Raw genomic sequence first — 16,954 nt, forward strand, 5'->3', positions numbered from 1 at the left:
TGCTCACGCCGCCTCGTCTTCCGCGTCGAGGCCGTAGGCGGTGTGGAGGACGCGAACCGCAAGCTCGGTATAGTCGCCCTCGATGATCACCGAGACCTTGATCTCGGACGTGGTGATCGCCTGGATGTTGATGCCGCGATCGGCGAGGCTCTTGAACATCTGCGCGGCGACGCCCGCATGGCTGCGCATGCCCACACCCACCACCGAAATCTTGGCGATGTTGGTGTCATGCGTCACGCTGCCGAAGCCGATGGTCGGCTTCTCCTTCTCCAGCACGTCCAGCGCGCGGGCGAGTTCGGCCTTGGGCACGGTGAACGTCACGTCGGTCGAACCCGTGCCGTGGCTGACGTTCTGGACGATCATGTCGACGTTGATGCTCGCCTCGGCCAGCGGCGTGAAGATCGTCGCCACCGCGCCCGGCCGGTCCGGCACGGCCACAAGCGTGACCTTCGCCTCGTTCTTGTCATGCGCGATGCCGGTGATGAGCTGCCGTTCCATGCCGTTATCCTCGATTTCGTCCTCGCCGACGATCAATGTTCCGCGATACCCGTCCTCGTCGCGCGTGTCGTCGAAGGAGGAGAGGACGCGCACCCGCACCTTCTCCTTCATCGCCAGGCCGACGGAACGGGTCTGGAGCACCTTGGCGCCCACGCTCGCCAGCTCCAGCATCTCCTCATAGGTGACGCGGGCGAGCTTGCGGGCGCGGGGCACGATGCGCGGGTCGGTCGTGTAGACGCCATCGACGTCGGTGTAGATGTCGCAGCGATCCGCCTTCATCGCCGCCGCCACCGCTACCGCCGAAGTGTCGGAGCCGCCCCGGCCAAGCGTCGAGACACGCCCCTCCTCGCTGATCCCCTGGAAACCCGGGATCACTGCCACCTCGCCCGCCGACATCGCCGTGCCCAGCGTTTCGGCATCGATCGTCGAGATGCGCGCGGAGGCATGCGCGTCGGATGTGCGGATCGGCAGCTGCCAGCCCAGCCAGCTGCGCGCCTTCACCCCCATCGCCTGAAGCGTGATCGCAAGCAGGCCGCTCGTCACCTGCTCGCCCGACGCGACCACCACGTCATACTCGCGCGCGTCGTAGAGCGGGGATGCCTCGCGGCAGAACTGGACCAGCCGGTCGGTCTCGCCCGCCATGGCGGAGACAACCACCGCCACCTCGTTGCCGGCCTCGACCTCGCGTTTGACGCGCGCCGCCACGTTCCGGATCCGCTCGATGCCGGCCATCGAGGTGCCGCCGAACTTCATGACGATGCGGGCCATTCGCGAACTGCTCGTGAGAAAGGAAGAAAATTGCGCGGGCTGCGCTAAGGCGCGCCTGATAGTAAGGGGGGGCCATGAACGCAAGCAGCGCCGCCGCCCCGACCATAGACCCTGCCGAAGCCGCCCATTTCGGCAGGCTGGCCGCCGAATGGTGGGATCCGAAGGGCTCCTCGGCCATGCTGCACAGGCTGAACCCCGTGCGCCTCCGCTACATCCGCGAGGCGGTGGACCGGCACTTCGGCACCGACCCGTTGGATCGCCGCCCCCTCGCCGGCAAGCGCGCCGTCGATGTCGGCTGCGGCGCCGGGCTGCTGACGGAGCCGCTCGCGCGCCTCGGGGCGGCGGTGACGGGGGTGGACGCCGCGCCCGAGAACATCGCCGCCGCCCGCATCCATGCGGAACGTCAGGGCCTCGCCATCGACTATCGGCCGGGAGAGGTCGCGAGCCTGGACCAGACCGGCTTCGACCTCGTGACCTCGATGGAGGTGATCGAGCATGTCACCGATCCCGCCGCCTTCATCGCCGCGCTCGCCCGCCTGCTCGCGCCGAACGGCCTGATGATCCTCTCCACCCCGAACCGCACGCAATTGTCGAAGCTGGCGATGGTCACCATCGGTGAAGGCGTCGGCATGGTGCCGAAGGGCACCCATGACTGGTCGAAGTTCCTGACGCCGGAGGAGTTGACCCGCCATATCGAGGCGGCCGGACTGATCGTCAGCGACGTGACGGGTCTCAGCCTCTCGCCCGCTCGGGGCTTCATCTTCTCGCCGGGCACCGGCCTGAACTATCTGCTGACCGCGCGCCGAGGCTGACGCGGAACGGCAACATTTCCATGATCTGCTCCCGTCCCATGAAGACCGCACTCACTTTCGCCCTGATCGCCACCCTCACCGCGCCGGCTTGGGCGAAGGTGCCTGCCGACCCGCTGGTCACGCGCATCGCGCCCGATCGGGTGAAGGTTAGCTGGTCCGATCCGGACGGCGTGGATGTCTATCTGGCCGAGCGGCCCGATGCTCCCGCGGACGCGTCCCGGCGTGTCTCGGCCGATGATCGTGACGGCGTGCACGAGATGGCCGTGGCACCTGGCACGCGACCATACTTCCTCCTTGTCGATCATAAAGATCATGCCTCGGTCCGCGTCGCGGAGCGTCTCCTCCCGCTCGAACAGGGGTCTAACTTCCGCGACATCGGCGGCTATGCGGCGGCGGGCGGAAAGCATGTCCGCTGGGGCATGATCTACCGTGCGGGCGCGACGCCGATGCTGACGATGACCGATCAGCAGGCGGTCGCCAACCTCCACCTCGCCAATCTGGTCGATCTCCGCTCCAGTGAGGAGCGGCAGATCGCGCCGACCCGGATCGAGGGCGTTCCGTACCACGCTGTAGGCTATTCCATAAACGCGATCCTCGCCGCGATGAAGCCACCCGCCGGGCAGACCGCACCGGTGAACGGCAGCACGCTGTACCGGGCGCTTCCCGACATGCTCGCGCCGCAGATGCGCGTCTTGTTCGACCGCCTGCTCGCGCGGGAAGGGCCGGTCGCCTATAACTGCTCGGCGGGACAGGACCGGACCGGCTTCGCCACCGCGATGATCCTCACCGTCCTCGGCGTCCCGCGCGACACGATCATCGCCGACTACCACCTCTCCACCGCCGTCCGGCACCCGGAGTACGAGATGCCGGTGATCGAGCCGGGCGCCTTCCCCGGCAATCCGGCGGCAAAACTCTACGCCGGCGTCCGCGCGCATCCCGGCGCGCCGAACCAGCCGCTCAAGGAAGGCGACGGCACGGCGTTCCTGGCCGCCGCCTTCGATCAGGTCGAAAAGGACTATGGCTCGGTGGAGGGCTATCTGAACAAAGCGGCCGGCGTCACCGCCGCCGACATCGCCCTGCTCCGCAAGACCTACCTGGAATAAGGCTTGCGGAGGTCAGTGGACGAACCGTGCCACCACCTCGCGATAGCTGCGGCTGACCTTCACCTGCGCGCCGGAGTTCAGCACCAGGAAGCACTCGCCATTGGTATGCGGCTTCACCTGCTTGACGAGGTCGAGGTTGACGATGGTCGAGCGGTGGATGCGCTGGAACCGGCGGGGGTCCAGCCGCTTCTCTAGATCCTTCATCGTCTCGCGCAGTATCAGCGTGTTGTCGCCGGTGTAGATGCACATATAGTCGCCGGCCGCATCGATCCGCTCGATCGTGTCAACATCGACGCGGAAGATCTGCCCGCGATCCTTGATGTTGATGAGCTTCTCGAACCGGCTCGCGGCCGGCTGCTCGCCTGAGTCACCCCCCGCCGCATCGGCCGCGTCTGGCGCGACCTCCGCCAGCACTTCCTTCAGCCGATCGACCTCCTCCACGCCCCGCTTCTCGGCAAGCCGCTGCCGCACCCGATCGAGCGTGTCGGCAAGACGCGCCTCCTCCACCGGCTTTAGCAGGTAATCGGTCGCCTGCGCCTCGAAGGCGCGAATGGCGTGGTCGGAATAGGCGGTGACGAAGACGAACAGCGGCGGCTCGACCTCCATCAGCCCCTGGACGACCGAGAACCCGTCGAAGCCCGGCATCTGGATGTCGAGGAAAACGAGGTCGGGCTTGTGGGTCTTGATCGCCCGGATCGCCTCGCGCCCATTGGTGCAGGTGTCGATGATCTCGACATCCTCGTGCGGTTCCAGCCGCAGCTGGAGTCCTTGAATCGCCAGCCGCTCGTCATCGACGAGGATGGTGCGGATCGTCATGCTTTTTCCTTGGGAAGTTCAACCTGGTACGGGATCTCGATCAGCACCGTGAAGCCGCCTGCCGGGCCCGTGCTCGTTTCGAAACGCGCCTGTCCGTCATATGCCTGGTTCAACCGGTCCCTGATGTTCGGCAGGCCGACGCCCGTCCCTTCGCTTGAGGTGGACCGCTGCGCCCCGTCGTTCAACCCCGGGCCGGTATCGGAAACGGTGATCTGCACCTTGTCCCCGGCCAGCCGCGCCGCGACCGAGATATCGGCCCCCTCCTCAAGCGGGGTGACCGCGTATTTGATGGCATTCTCGACGAGCGGCTGGAGCAGCAACGAGGGCAGCCGCGCCTGCGTGACGCGCGGGTCTACCTCGAAGGTGGTGCGCAGCCGGTCCTCGAACCGCATCTTCTCGATATCGAGGTAGAGCTTCAGCGTCTCAACCTCCTGCTCGACGGTCACCTGCCCGGCCGGCTCGTTGACGAGGGTGTAGCGCAGGAAGGACGATAGCCGGCTCAGCATCGCATTGGCACGATCGGTCTGCTTGAGCAGGACCAGCGTCGAGATCGAGTTCAGCGTGTTGAACAGGAAATGCGGGTTGAGCTGATAGCGCAGCATCGCCAGCTGCGCGCTTGACGCCTGGTTCTCCAGCCGGTCCATCCGCTCGATCTGCGCGTCGAGCAGCAGGTAGAAGTTGATCGCGTAGTAGAGCGCCGACCACGCGCCGAGCAGCGCCACGTCGAGGAGAATAGCGCCGAGGAACTGCACCCCCTCGGGCCGGTATCCGGGCCGGAAGAACGTCGCATGCGCCCAGACCTCAATGATCGAGAAACAGGCGGAGGCCGCCAGCAGGATCAGGATCGAGGCGGGCCAGGTCACGATCGGCTTCTGCGTGATCAGGCGGCGATAGGCCGATGCCATCAGCAGCGTCAGCGAATACCCCGTCGCCGTGGCAAGCGCGGTCGGCACGATGAACAGCAACCCCATGTCGTTGGCGACGCCGGTCAGCGCCCGCAGCACGAAATAGCCCGACCAGCCGACCGACTGGAGCATCCAGAACGCACGGTTCTTGTCAGCGAAGAAGGATTTCTGGCGGAGAGACGCGTCCGTCATAGGTGTGCGGTGTAGCGGCATCGGCGGGTCGAGGCAAAGGTGTCCCCCTTCCCGCCGCCCCGCCCCTCCGTTACGGAGCCGCCTGAACCGATCGAGGAAGGTGAACGATGGCGGAACCGTTGCGCGTGGCGCTCGCAGGGCTGGGCACGGTGGGCGGCGGCGTCGTCAAGCTCCTGGACGCGAACCGTGCGCTCATCGAGCGGCGCGCCGGGCGACCGATCGAGATCGTCGCCGTCTCTGCGCGCGACCGTCATCGCGATCGCGGCGTCGACCTGTCCCGCTTCGATTGGGTCGACGACGCCACCACCCTCGCCGGGCGCAGCGACATCGACGTGGTAGTCGAACTGATCGGCGGCGCGGATGGCCCTGCGCTGACACTGGCGCGCGGCACGCTCGGATCGGGCAAGGCCTTCGTCACTGCCAACAAGGCGATGATCGCGCATCACGGCCTCGAACTCGCCGAGACCGCCGAGCGTGCGCAAGTCGCGCTCAAATACGAGGCGGCGGTCGCCGGCGGCATCCCCGTCATCAAGGGCCTGCGCGAGGGCGCGGCGGCGAACGAGATCGGCCGCGTCTACGGCATCCTCAACGGCACCTGTAACTACATCCTGTCGACGATGGAGACCGAGGGCCGCGACTTCACCGAGGTTCTCGCCGACGCGCAGGCGCTGGGTTATGCCGAGGCGGACCCGAGCTTCGACATCGACGGGGTTGATGCCGCACACAAGCTGTCGATCCTCGCGAGCCTCTCTTTCGGCACGCGGATCGACTTCGACGGCGCAGCGGTCACCGGCATCCGCCACGTCATCGCCGCCGACATCGCCGAGGCGGCGGCGCTCGGCTTCCGTGTCCGCCTCGTCGGCCTGGCGGAGGCGGACAGCCACGGCCTGTTTCAGCGCGTCCACCCCTGCCTCGTGCCGCTCGGCCACCCGCTCGCCCATGTTTCCGGCAGCCTGAACGCGGTCGTGGCGGAGGGCAATTTCGTCGGGCGCCTCCTGTTCCAGGGTAGAGGCGCCGGCGAAGGCCCGACCGCCAGCGCGGTCGTTGCCGACCTCATCGACATCGCGCGCGGCGAATTCGGCCCCGCCTTCGCCATGCCGGTGGACAGCCTCGCCGGCCTGTCGAAGGCCGCGTCGGGCGAGCGTCGCGGCCGCGCGTATCTGCGCTTCACCGTTGCCGACCGCCCCGGTGTGCTGGCGGAGATCACCGCCGCCATGCGCGACGCCGGCGTGTCGATCGAAAGCCTCATCCAGCGTGGCCAGGCGGCGGACGGCGACGTCATCCTCGTCATGGTCACGCATGAGGGGCCGGAGCGTTGCATCACCCGCGCCCTTGAAAAGCTGGAGGGTTCGCAAAGCCTGACCGGGCAGCCGCTCTGGCTCCACATCCTCGACATCTGACCCGACTCGTCTCGACAACGTCACCGGCCTTGCCTATCGCCTTCGCAACTGCGGCACAGGGGATTTCGGCAATGGTGACGGCAAGCAAGGCACTCGATCGCGTACTCGTCCTGGAGATGGTCCGCGTGACCGAGGCGGCCGCCATCGCCGCATCGAAGCTGGTCGGCCGGGGCGACGAGAAGGCGGCCGATGCCGCCGCCGTCGAGGCGATGCGCGCCGCCTTCAACGAGCTGGAGTTCGACGGCACCGTCGTTATCGGCGAGGGCGAGCGTGACGAGGCCCCGATGCTCTACATCGGTGAGAAGGTCGGTAAGGGCACCGGCCCCAAGATCGACATCGCGCTCGATCCGCTGGAAGGCACCACCCTCACCGCCAAGGCCTTCCCCAACGCGCTTGCCGTGCTCGCCATCGCGGAGGAGGGCGGCCTCCTCAACGCGCCGGACGTCTACATGGAGAAGCTGGCGATCGGCCCGGGCTACGAAAAGGGCCTGGTCAGCCTTACCAGGACGCCGACCGAGAACGTCAAGGCGCTCGCCGCCGCCAAGGGCGTTCAGCCCGACGAGATCATCGCCTGCGTCCTCGATCGCCCCCGCCACGAGGCGCTGATCCAGGAACTGCGCACGCTCGGCTGCGGCGTCGTGCTCATCCCCGATGGCGATGTCGCGGGCGTCATCGCCTGCACCAATCCCGACACCACCATCGACATCTACTTCGGCTCGGGCGGCGCGCCGGAGGGTGTGCTGGCCGCTGCCGCCCTCGCCTGTGTCGGCGGGCAGTTCCAGGGCAAGCTCCTCTTCCGCAACGACGACGAGCGGGGCCGCGCCGCGAAATGGGGCGTCACCGATCTCGACAAGATCTACGAGCTTGAGGACCTGGTGAAGGGGGACGCAATCTTCGCCGCCACCGGCGTTACCGACGGCTCGCTGCTTGAAGGCGTCAAGCGGCGCAAGGGCTGCATGACCACTGAGAGCATCGTGATGCGCGCAAGCTCCGGCACCGTCCGCTGGGTCAAGGGCGAGCACAAGCTCTGAGCGACGCTACCTTTGATCCGCATCAAGCCGTTACGGATGTGGAAACATTGCGCTTTTTGTGGCTTCGCGGCGGCGTGCTAATCGGTTGTTAACCAGAACGCTCCATTTTGAATGAGTATTCAGAAGGAGTTGGTCGTGAACAGCATGTCGTCCTTTGCCGCGGCCGCAAGCAGCCGGTCCATTGTGCTGTCGGTGCTCGACAGCATGCTTGCGCAGGTTGAGTACAGCCGTAGCGAGGGCCGCATCCCGGCCATGTTCGTCATCCGCCCGGGCGATATCCAGGCGCTGAAGGGCGAAGTCGCCGGTCAGTCGGTGACCTGGAACCAGGGTGTTCCGGACGCTTTCGTGGGCGTCCCTATCGAGATCGACACGGTCGGCACGGCCGAGCCGCACCTGCTCTGCGCGGATGACATCGATCTGGTTTGAAGACATCGGCTTGGTGAGCCATTTTTGACGTCCAACAGGATAGCTCCATAGTCGGAGAGGTCAGAGCACGGCCTTTGGGCAGGGCTCCACATCATCGCCCGCTGCACGCTTGCGCCACTTCGCGGCTGTCTTGGGGCCCAAACTCCGGCTGAGCGTCGCGGTCGCTGTATCGCTGCTCAGACGGCGTGGGTGGTCGTGGCGCTCCCTTGACCTACCTGGCCATGGCGCTTCCATTCCTTCGAAACGATCACGTTATTAGACCGTGCGATCGAGCACCTAGCGTGCCGGATAGCGCAGCCGTCCCAGGAAACGCGCGATATTGAAGTGGTTGTCCGGCTGCGGCCGCCACTGCGCCTTGACCTTCTCGAACCGCATCACGTCCTCTATCCGGCGGTCGAGAAACGCGCGCCACCCGTCCCCTTCGCCCTCCCCTTCGTAGTCGAGGAAGGCGAGGATCGTGGCCGCATACACCCCCGCGAGCGTCGTCCGCTTGGTATAGTGGTTGAGGTCGGTCGCCGTATCGCCGGCCATCCGCCACATCCCGTCCGCCGCCCGCCAGCCGAGCTTCGCCGCGCGCGCCGGGTTCAGCCCCAGGATCGGCAAGGCGCGGGCGAGCGCATCCTTGTGCCGCCCGGCGATCTCGGTCCGCGTCGCAACCAGCGTCGTGATCCGCGCCCGTACCTTCATCGCCCCCAGCGCCTCGGGTGTCAGACGCCGCGCCAGTTCGCCGTCGATCCAGCCGAACCAGGCGTCGATCATGTCGATCGGCTTGGGCAGGGCCAGCGCCGCATGCATCGGCGCGATCCCCGCTTCCTCCGCCGCCCGGTCCAGCGCGAACGCCGTCCAGCCGTCGAAGGCGGCATGGGCGGGCACAACCGGTGCCAGCTTCGCCCGCATCTCGTCGAGGGTGAGGTCCTGCGTCCCGATCATCTCACCCCTCCAACGCGCGGATCACCGGATCGATCAGCCGCGCATCGCCCGCCGCAATCACCCGGCCGTCGCTGGCGATGTCGAGCGGCTTGCCCGCCCAGTCGCGCATCACCCCACCCGATCCTTCCACGATCGGCACCAAGGCGGCGAAATCGTACAGCTTCAGCCCCGCCTCGACCACCAGGTCGAGATGCCCCGTCGCCAGCAGCCCGTAGTTGTAGCAATCCCCGCCCCAAAGCGTGTCGCGGCAGCCGGCCGACAGCCTCTCGAACGCCGCCAGCTCTTCGGCCTTAAAGTAGCCCGGCCCGGTCGTCGCCAGATGCGCCTCGGCCACCGTGCCGCACGACCGCGCGCGCACCGCCCGCCCATTCAACGTCGTCACCCGTCCCGCCGCGCCGACCCAGCGCTCCTCCTGGATCGGCTGGTTCAGCACGCCGAGCACCGGCCGCCCGCCCTCCAGCAGCGCGATCAGCGTTCCGAAGATCGCCCGCCCCGCGACGAAGCTGCGCGTCCCGTCGATCGGGTCCAGCACCCAGACCCGCGCCGCATCCTCGCGCGCATTCCCGTATTCCTCGCCGATGATCCCATCGCCCGGCCGCTCCGCCTCCAGGATCGTCCGCATCGCCGCCTCCGCCGCGCGATCCGCCTGCGTCACCGGGGAGGCGTCGGCCTTGTGCTCCATCGTGAACGGCGCGCGGAAGAACGGCCGGATCGCCCCCGCCGCGGCATCGGCAAGGCGGTGGGCAAGCGCGAGATCGTCATCGGTCATGCGGGCGAGGGGTAGCGCCTCGCACCCCATCCACCAACCCCGTTAGTCGAACAGCGAAGACACCGACGTCTCGTCCGCGATCCGTCGGATTGCCTCGGCGAACAGCGGCGCGATGGTGAGCAGGCGGATCTTCTTGGCGTCGAGCACATCCTGCGGCACGCCGATCGAATCGGTCACCACCAGCTCCTCCAGCACCGATCCATCGACGCGCGCCACTGCACCACCCGAAAGCACCCCGTGCGAGCAATAGGCGACCACGCCTTCAGCGCCCGCCGCCTTCAGCGCGGCGGCGGCGTTGCAGAGCGTCCCCGCCGAATCGACGATGTCGTCGATCAGGATGCAGAACCGGCCGGTCACGTCGCCGATGATGTTCATCACCTCCGATTCGCCCGGCCGCTCGCGGCGCTTATCGACGATGGCGAGCGGCGCGTTGTCGAGCCGCTTGGCCAGTGCGCGCGCGCGCACCACGCCCCCCACGTCGGGAGAAACGACCATCAGGTTGCGCCCGCCGAACCGCGCGAGGATGTCGGCCGACATCACCGGCGCGGCGTAGAGGTTGTCAGTCGGGATGTCGAAGAACCCCTGGATCTGCCCGGCATGGAGGTCCATCGACAGCACGCGGTTCGCCCCCGCCGTGGTGATCAGGTTCGCCACCAGCTTGGCCGAGATCGGCGTGCGTGGCCCCGGCTTCCGGTCCTGCCGGGCATAGCCGAAATAGGGGAGCACGGCGGTGATCCGCTTGGCCGAGGACCGCCTAAGCGCGTCGATGCAGATCAGCAGTTCCATAAGGTTGTCGTTGGCGGGGTAGGCCGTCGACTGGATCACGAACACGTCCTCACCGCGCACGTTCTCGTGGATCTCGACGAACACCTCCTCGTCGGCGAAGCGGCGAACGCTCGCGTCCGTCACCGGCATTTCGAGATAGTCGGCGATCGCCTTGACGAGCGGCACGTTGGAATTGCCGGCTAGAAGTTTCATGGACATGCCCCCGGAAAGACTTGCGCGCGCCTTAATGGACCTTGGCCGCAGGGGAAAGTCCCTTGCCCGCCCGGCGGCCTCATGCTCCTCTCGCCGCCGCAAGGGGGAAGGGCGATGTGGCAGGACATACCGGGGATCGGCGCGGTGATCGCGGGCGCGCTGGCGGCATCCTCGCCGGTCAAAGGACCGCCGCCGCCCGATCTCGCCGGAAAGCGCATCGTCATGGTGCAGGCGCATCCCGACGACGAACAGAACCTCGCGCCAATGTTGGCGGAGGCCTGTCGCTTTCAGGGTGCCAGCTGCCACTTCATCCTCGTGGCGGACGGGCCCGGCCCCGGCTGCGCCGTGGTCTCCCTCGTCCGGCACGCGAAGCCGATGACCGACTTCGCCGAATGCAGCCGCAAACGCCGCGCCGAGATGGAGGCTTCGGCCGCGCTGATGAACGCCACCGTCACCTTCCTCGGCCATGAAGACCTGTTCTACGCCTATGACGATGCCGGCGTCGAACGCACGATCGACGGCTGGGCCGAGAAGGCGGGCGGGCGCGAGGCGCTGGTCGGACAACTCGCCACCGCCCTCCGCAAGGCACGGCCGGATGTCGTCTTCGCGCTCGATCCGCGCCACGGCTCCTCCTGCCATGCCGGCCATCGCGGGGCGAGCCGCCTCCTCATCGAGGCGATCGCGACGATGCCGGAGGACAAGCGGCCGCAGGTCTGGTTCGAGGAGACGACCGATCTCGGCACCGGGCTGACCGAGGCGGAACTCACCGAACTCGACAATGGCGGCCTCTGGACTTGGCCGGCCAATCAGGCCCCTGTCGCGCTCTACGACGGTGCGAAGGCGCTGCCGGACGGTACGCAGGCCCATGCTTTCCGCGCCGCCGTCCACCGCGTCCACAAGACGCAGGATCTCTCGCCGGACAAGCCGATCGTGCCGCCCACGCCCCAACGGATGCGCATCCCCCTCGTCCGCCTCGCCGACGTCGATCCGGCCGAGGACATGTGCACCGCCCTACACCTCAAGCGCCCGACCTTCGACGTCGCGGGCAATCGCGAGAAGTTCATGGCGCGGCTTGAGGCGGCGAAACGCTGACCTTCAACCGCCATCAGGGCGAGAGCGAAATCAGCGCTTCCAATGTAGGGAAATAAATGCGAGCCGACCTATGGCTCTTTCGATCGTTTATCATCCCTTCCTCGCGCACCCGCGCGTGCGGGCGCACGTTGGTGGCGCGACCTTTGAGACTTTCCGCGATTTCGACGCCGCGCCGCTCCAGGGTCGATCGATACTCGGCTTCGTGGCCGTGACCGCCCGCACAAACCCGTCATACTGACTTTCGTCAGCATGGCGGAAAGAATACCGGTCCGTCCGTTCGACTGTTTTGAATGTCGATCGGCCGTAGGTGTTTGGTCACGCTGATAACATGCTCCAGACGCTCGGCCCCGCCGCTCGCCCCCCGAGGAGCCGTCGCCAGCATCAAGCCGCCTCGACACCGACACATGCAGCCAAGGACCTCGTCCTCGTCGAACTCGCCGCCGCCGAGATCTGGATGCGATTTATAGGTCGTGACCTATGCTGCCCGAGCGCTTTCTGCTGGGACGGTGCGCTCGATCCATCCCCCGCCGAGGACGCGGTCTCCGGCATAAAGGACGGCCGCCTGGCCTGGCGACACGCCATATTCCGGCGCCATGAAGCTCAGCCGGCCCTTGTGCAGCACGGCCGGGGCCGGCTTCGCCAAGGATCGCACCTTGGCCGTCAAGGGTCCCGTATGGTCGCCGCCGATCCAGTTCATGTCGGCCAGGACCGCCTCCGACACGGCAAGCGCCCCGCGAGGGCCGACGACCACGCGGCGCGTCTCCGGCTCCAGCCGCACGACGTAGAGCGGCTCTGCCTGCCCGCCGATCTCCAACCCCTTCCGCTGGCCCACCGTGAAGTTGATCAGCCCTCCATGACGACCGAGAACTCGCCCCGACGCATCGACGATCTCCCCCTCGGCCGCGGTTTCGGGCCGAACCTTGCGGACGATGTCGGCGTAGTTCCCCTGCGGCACGAAGCAGATGTCCTGGCTGTCGGGCTTGGCGGCGACGGTCAGCCCTTCCGCCTCCGCAATCGCGCGCACGGCCGCCTTCTCCATCCCGCCCAGCGGAAAGCGAAGGAAGTCGAGCTGCTCGGCGGTGGTCGCGAACAGGAAGTAACTCTGGTCGCGCGCCGGATCGATCGCCCGATGAAGCGCCGGCCCCCCGCGACTCACGACACGCCGAACATAGTGCCCCGTGGCCAGGCAATCGGCGCCAAGCTCGCGCGCGATGTTCAGCAGGTCGGTGAACTTCACCCCCTGGTTACACCGCACGCACGGGATCGGCGTACGCCCGGCGGCATATTCCGCCGCGAAGTCGTCGATCACCGAAGATCTGAAGCGGCTTTCCAGGTCGAAGACGTAGTGCGCGATACCGAGGCGATCCGCCACGCCGCGCGCATCGCGGATGTCCTGCCCGGCGCAGCAGCTGCCGGTCCGCCCAGTGGCTTGCCCATGATCGTAGAGCTGAAGCGTCACCCCGATCACCTCGGCACCCGATCGGGCCGCTAGGGCGGCCACGACCGAGCTGTCGACGCCGCCCGACATCGCGACGACGATGCGCGCTTCGGCGAACGGCTTGGCCAGTTGAAAGTCGGGAAGCATGGCCCGCGCCCTTACCCGAAGCTGGCACATGACAAAAGCGGCCGTGGTTTACGGAGCGTTTAGGCTTCTTGGCTAGGGACGGAACTCACAAGGCTCAAAAGGGACTTACTGGTCATCATGGACATGCGGTTTTCTACGTGCTCGGCAGAGGCGATCACGCCTGCGGGGCTCGACTATCGCGCGGTCCTCGCCAGTATCGCGGTCGAGCAAGCCGGTACGGCAACCGCTCGCTCTGCCGCTTCGATGCGCTCTGTCGCCGCCGATCGGCGGTCGCAAGCAGCCGCCCTCACCGCCATTCTCCGCCCCGGCGCGATCGGCAGCGACATGCGCGCGCTCCACGGCAGCTTTCATCCCGGAATGGCCAGTCGCTTGCCCGACATCCTTCCGGAAAACTCCGTGAATACGCCCTTTACCTTGGCGTTTGAGGCTTCCTTCAACGCGAACGGCGTAGAGCATTCGCCGTCGGCAGCCGTGCCGGCGTCGGTGAGGTAAAAATGATCGAGAACCAGAAAATCCGCCCGGCTCAAGTCATCGGCCCGTTGGGAGAGCCGCTTACGCTCGAGTCGCTTCCGCCTGCTGGCACCACCCGCTGGGTCGTGCGCCGCAAGGCGGAGGTCGTGGCAGCGGTCAGCGGTGGCCTGCTTTCCATCGACGAAGTTTGCGATCGCTACGATCTGACGGTCGAGGAGTTCGCGGGCTGGCAGCGTGCCGTCGAACGGTCCGGCATGCCCGGCCTGCGCGTGACCCGCATTCAGCACTACAAGTCGCTCTACGAACGCCAGCGCAACTATTGACACGCAGGTGGGGTTTACCGCCCCACCCTCCCCCCTGTAGAACCCTGCCGTCGCGCCATCGGGATGCGACGGCGAGCGGGTGTAGCATGGGCTTGATCTTCATCACCACTATCGGGCTGTTTGCGGGCTGGCTGCTGGTGCGGCTGTTCCGCGAAAGCGATTCAGTGCATGTCGGCCCGCGCCTCGTGGTGGGTGTGATCGCGGCCTTTGCTGGCGCATGGTTCGTCGGATCAGCCTTCCAGCGTAAGCCGTTCCTCGCCTCTTCGCCGGATCCTGTAACCCTGCTAGGAGCGTTCGCTGGCGCGTTGCTGGGTGCTTACCTGATCGGACTGCGGCAGCGCCAACGCGACTGACCTTCAGGTTCCGATCGTCACGGCGCCGGAACCTGCCCGCCCTCTCGCGCGTCTTCTTCACCGTTCGTCTCCACCCGGGGAGACGTCTTACGAGGAGGACGTCATGGGTCTCATTCTTTGGCTGATCGTCGGTGGTGTCGTGGGCTGGCTGGCCAGCATCATCATGCGCACCGATGCGCAGCAGGGCATTCTGCTCAACATCGTGGTCGGTGTCGTCGGCGCGTTCATCGCCGGCCTGATCTTTTCGGGCGGCACCATCAACAACGCGCCGCTCAACCTCTATACCTTCCTGACCTCGCTGGTTGGCGCGGTCATTCTGCTGGCCATCGTCAATCTGGTTCGCCGCGGCAGCGTCCGCTAAGCGGTCAAAGCTTCTTCAGAGGCCGCGCGTTCCTCGCGCGGCCTTTTTTCAGTCTACTCGAGCTCGAAGACGACGTTCAGCGTGACGTCGAGCTTCTGTTCACCGGGCGCAATCTCGCTCACCGCGTCGCTCTTCGGGGCCCGCGCCATGGCCATCACCGGAACAGGCCTGGGAGGCTCATAACCCCCAGCCTCGTTGATGGCGACGATCCGCTTGATGCGGAGGCCTGCCGCGCGCGCATAGAGTTCTCCCCGCTGGCGGGCGGTGGCGAGTGTCTGGGTCCGCGCCTCGTCTAGCGCCGCATCCGGCGTGTCCACCGACAGCGCCGGCCCATCGATCTGGTTGGCGCCCGCCGCCACCAGCGCATCAAGGACCCCTCCGGCCTTCGCCACATCGCGGAACCGCACCGTTACCTGATTGCTGGCCTGATAGCCTGTGATCCTTGGCGGCTGATTGTCATTGTATTCGTAGCGTGGCGACAGCGCGATCGTGCTGGTCTGAACGTCTCGCGGTTCGATCCCCGCGGATTTCAGTTGAGCCAGCGTTGCCTGCATGCGCCGCGCATTGTCGGCCATCGCGGCCGCGGCACTGGCAGCCTGGCTGACCACGCCGGCGTTGATCGTCGCCACGTTCGGCACCCGTGTGACGCTGCCGGTGGCGGACACTTCCAGACGTGTTCCGCTCAAGTACGGTGGCGCGGCCGGCGCGACCTGCGCCGCGGCGGGCGCCGCAGCCAGCAACATGGTCCCGAACATTGCGAGTGCTTTCGTCATGTCTGCCTCTCTCCTCCGATACTCGCCTGTGCGAGCGAGTGGCTGCACCTGTGGTGAACGAGCGATTCGACAAGCTGTTCGCCGACCAGGAGAAATGGGTGTAAGGGGCCGCACCGGTCCGATCCGGGCGCGCTTGAGCCGGTGGTTTATTTGTGTAATACAGCCGCCCCGGCGGAGGGGCCGCCGAGGGGATCTTAAGGGCATGAACGTGCAGCAGGGTTTTCACGAAGCGGCCGTCGCGCTGCCGGACCGCCGCTGGACCCGCCGCCGGATCATCTGGACGGTCGCGATCGCCATAGCCGTGATCGTGGCCGTTGCTCTGTGGTTCGGCAGCAGCGGCAAGGCCCCGCCACCCGCCCCTGCCGACCTGCCGCGCGTGACCGTGATCGTGCCCGGACGGACGGACGTGGTCGGCACGATCACCGCCACGGGCAATCTGGGCGCCAAGCGGGAGATGCCGGTGGGCATTGCCGGGGAGGGTGGCATGGTCACCCGCGTCTTGGTGGAGCCGGGCGATTGGGTCGCGGCGGGACAGGTCCTGGCGACCGTGGAACGCTCGGTGCAGCGCGAGGAAGCCGCGGCGCAGGGTGCCTCCATCGATGTCGCGCGTGCCGAAGCTGCCCTTGCACAGGCGGAACTCGACCGCGCCAAGGCTCTTGTCGCGCGCGGTTTCATCTCCAAGGCCGACATCGATCGGCGGACCGCCACGCGCGATCAGGCAGTGGCCCGCGTGAAGGTTGCTCAGGCAACCTTGGGGCAGACGCGTGCTCGCATCGGTCGTCTTGATGTCCGCGCGCCTGCCGCTGGTCTTGTCCTCGCCCGTGCCGTCGAGCCAGGGCAGATCGTCGGTCCGGCCAACGGCGCCCTTTTTCGCCTCGCCAAGGGCGGCCAGATGGAGCTTCTCGCCCGCATGTCGGAGCAGGACCTCGCCCGCTTGAGCGTCGGGCGCCCGGCTGAGGTGACGCCGGTCGGCACCAGCCAGCGCTTTGCTGGCCGGATTTGGCAGATGCCGCCGATCATTGATCCGCAGAGCCGGCAAGGCTTGGTGCGCATCGAGCTGCCGTACAACTCCGCCATTCGCCCCGGCGGTTTTGCCAGCGCCGCAATCCACAGCGGGACGGTGCAGGCGCCGCTTCTCCCCGAGTCAGCCATCCAGAACGACGAGAAAGGTGCCTTCGTCCTGATCGTCGGCCCGAATGGCGTCGTCCAGCGCCGTGATGTGAAGACGGGCGACACCTCCGCTGAAGGAATTGCCGTCCTCTCCGGCCTGAGCGGCACCGAGAAAGTGGTGCTCAGCGCCGGCGGCTTTCTCAACCCGGGCGAGAAGGTCATTCCCGAACGGGCGAAGGCCCGCGGCTGATCGAGAGA

At 67.0% G+C, this 16,954-nt stretch carries 19 protein-coding genes; 11 read left to right on the top strand and 8 right to left on the bottom strand.

The annotated features are described in order from the left end of the window. Positions 1-3 precede the first annotated feature (3 nt). Entirely contained in the window at positions 4-1,266 is a 1,263-nt protein-coding gene (locus tag ACM608_RS15370; RefSeq protein ID WP_419684354.1) for an aspartate kinase, read from the bottom strand. Positions 1,267-1,340: 74 nt separating this feature from the next. Here ACM608_RS15370 and ubiG point away from each other — a divergent pair, with 74 nt between their 5' ends. Beyond that, complete coding sequence (ubiG, locus tag ACM608_RS15375) at positions 1,341-2,078, top strand: bifunctional 2-polyprenyl-6-hydroxyphenol methylase/3-demethylubiquinol 3-O-methyltransferase UbiG (RefSeq protein WP_419684356.1); 738 nt, start codon at positions 1,341-1,343, stop codon at positions 2,076-2,078. Positions 2,079-2,116: 38 nt separating this feature from the next. Continuing rightward, positions 2,117-3,181, top strand: a complete 1,065-nt coding sequence (locus tag ACM608_RS15380; RefSeq protein WP_419684358.1) for a tyrosine-protein phosphatase — start codon at positions 2,117-2,119, stop codon at positions 3,179-3,181. 12 nt (positions 3,182-3,193) lie between these two features. Here the strand turns inward: ACM608_RS15380 and ACM608_RS15385 are convergent, their stop codons facing one another. Both ACM608_RS15385 and ACM608_RS15390 read right to left on the bottom strand, forming a co-directional pair. Further along, positions 3,194-3,997: a LytR/AlgR family response regulator transcription factor gene (locus tag ACM608_RS15385; RefSeq protein ID WP_419684360.1), complete on the bottom strand. Its 804-nt coding sequence runs from the start codon at positions 3,995-3,997 to the stop codon at positions 3,194-3,196. After that, positions 3,994-5,094 carry a sensor histidine kinase gene (locus tag ACM608_RS15390; RefSeq protein WP_419684362.1) on the bottom strand — a complete coding sequence of 367 codons (1,101 nt, stop codon included), beginning with the start codon at positions 5,092-5,094 and terminating at the stop codon, positions 3,994-3,996. Before ACM608_RS15390 ends, ACM608_RS15385 begins: the two co-directional genes overlap by 4 nt. Before the next feature lie 107 nt (positions 5,095-5,201). On the opposite strand from ACM608_RS15390, the gene ACM608_RS15395 reads away from it, so the two are divergent. The 3 genes from ACM608_RS15395 (at position 5,202) to ACM608_RS15405 (ending at position 7,951) form a co-directional block, all read left to right on the top strand. Continuing rightward, a complete protein-coding gene (locus tag ACM608_RS15395; protein ID WP_419684363.1) occupies positions 5,202-6,494 on the top strand; it encodes a homoserine dehydrogenase in 1,293 nt (430 codons plus the stop codon). 71 nt (positions 6,495-6,565) lie between these two features. Further along, a complete protein-coding gene (glpX, locus tag ACM608_RS15400; protein ID WP_419684364.1) occupies positions 6,566-7,525 on the top strand; it encodes a class II fructose-bisphosphatase in 960 nt (319 codons plus the stop codon). Between the two features lie 135 nt (positions 7,526-7,660). Continuing rightward, positions 7,661-7,951: a hypothetical protein gene (locus tag ACM608_RS15405; RefSeq protein WP_419684366.1), complete on the top strand. Its 291-nt coding sequence runs from the start codon at positions 7,661-7,663 to the stop codon at positions 7,949-7,951. A 276-nt stretch (positions 7,952-8,227) separates the two neighbouring features. Here the strand turns inward: ACM608_RS15405 and ACM608_RS15410 are convergent, their stop codons facing one another. Genes ACM608_RS15410 through ACM608_RS15420 form a run of 3 tightly spaced genes read right to left on the bottom strand, consistent with a single transcriptional unit; the run spans position 8,228 to position 10,628 of the window. Then, positions 8,228-8,881, bottom strand: coding sequence for a COQ9 family protein (locus ACM608_RS15410; protein ID WP_419684367.1), 654 nt, complete (start codon positions 8,879-8,881; stop codon positions 8,228-8,230). Position 8,882: 1 nt separating this feature from the next. After that, positions 8,883-9,650, bottom strand: a complete 768-nt coding sequence (hisN, locus tag ACM608_RS15415) for a histidinol-phosphatase (RefSeq protein ID WP_419684369.1) — start codon at positions 9,648-9,650, stop codon at positions 8,883-8,885. A 42-nt stretch (positions 9,651-9,692) separates the two neighbouring features. Continuing rightward, the gene (locus ACM608_RS15420) at positions 9,693-10,628 is read right to left on the bottom strand and encodes a ribose-phosphate pyrophosphokinase (protein ID WP_419684371.1); all 936 of its coding nucleotides are present in this window, start codon (positions 10,626-10,628) and stop codon (positions 9,693-9,695) included. Between the two features lie 114 nt (positions 10,629-10,742). Between ACM608_RS15420 and ACM608_RS15425 the strand changes: the two genes are divergently transcribed. Next, positions 10,743-11,720: a PIG-L deacetylase family protein gene (locus tag ACM608_RS15425; protein WP_419684373.1), complete on the top strand. Its 978-nt coding sequence runs from the start codon at positions 10,743-10,745 to the stop codon at positions 11,718-11,720. A 475-nt stretch (positions 11,721-12,195) separates the two neighbouring features. Here the strand turns inward: ACM608_RS15425 and mnmA are convergent, their stop codons facing one another. Then, a complete protein-coding gene (mnmA, locus tag ACM608_RS15430) occupies positions 12,196-13,305 on the bottom strand; it encodes a tRNA 2-thiouridine(34) synthase MnmA (protein ID WP_419684375.1) in 1,110 nt (369 codons plus the stop codon). 123 nt (positions 13,306-13,428) lie between these two features. Here mnmA and ACM608_RS15435 point away from each other — a divergent pair, with 123 nt between their 5' ends. The 4 genes from ACM608_RS15435 (at position 13,429) to ACM608_RS15450 (ending at position 14,813) form a co-directional block, all read left to right on the top strand. Further along, positions 13,429-13,797, top strand: coding sequence for a hypothetical protein (locus ACM608_RS15435; protein ID WP_419684377.1), 369 nt, complete (start codon positions 13,429-13,431; stop codon positions 13,795-13,797). Between the two features lie 2 nt (positions 13,798-13,799). Then, positions 13,800-14,099, top strand: a complete 300-nt coding sequence (locus tag ACM608_RS15440) for a DUF1153 domain-containing protein (RefSeq protein ID WP_419684378.1) — start codon at positions 13,800-13,802, stop codon at positions 14,097-14,099. A gap of 86 nt (positions 14,100-14,185) precedes the next feature. Then, positions 14,186-14,452, top strand: coding sequence for a hypothetical protein (locus ACM608_RS15445; RefSeq protein WP_419684379.1), 267 nt, complete (start codon positions 14,186-14,188; stop codon positions 14,450-14,452). 103 nt (positions 14,453-14,555) lie between these two features. Next, a complete protein-coding gene (locus ACM608_RS15450; RefSeq protein WP_419684380.1) occupies positions 14,556-14,813 on the top strand; it encodes a GlsB/YeaQ/YmgE family stress response membrane protein in 258 nt (85 codons plus the stop codon). 53 nt (positions 14,814-14,866) lie between these two features. Here the strand turns inward: ACM608_RS15450 and ACM608_RS15455 are convergent, their stop codons facing one another. Beyond that, the gene (locus ACM608_RS15455; RefSeq protein WP_419684382.1) at positions 14,867-15,586 is read right to left on the bottom strand and encodes an SIMPL domain-containing protein; all 720 of its coding nucleotides are present in this window, start codon (positions 15,584-15,586) and stop codon (positions 14,867-14,869) included. Between the two features lie 202 nt (positions 15,587-15,788). On the opposite strand from ACM608_RS15455, the gene ACM608_RS15460 reads away from it, so the two are divergent. Further along, a complete protein-coding gene (locus ACM608_RS15460) occupies positions 15,789-16,946 on the top strand; it encodes an efflux RND transporter periplasmic adaptor subunit (protein WP_419684384.1) in 1,158 nt (385 codons plus the stop codon). The last annotated feature ends 8 nt before the right edge of the window (positions 16,947-16,954 follow it).

It is taken from the genome of Sphingomonas sp. ID0503 (assembly GCF_048565625.1).
Taxonomy (GTDB): Bacteria; Pseudomonadota; Alphaproteobacteria; order Sphingomonadales; family Sphingomonadaceae; genus JBLZUR01.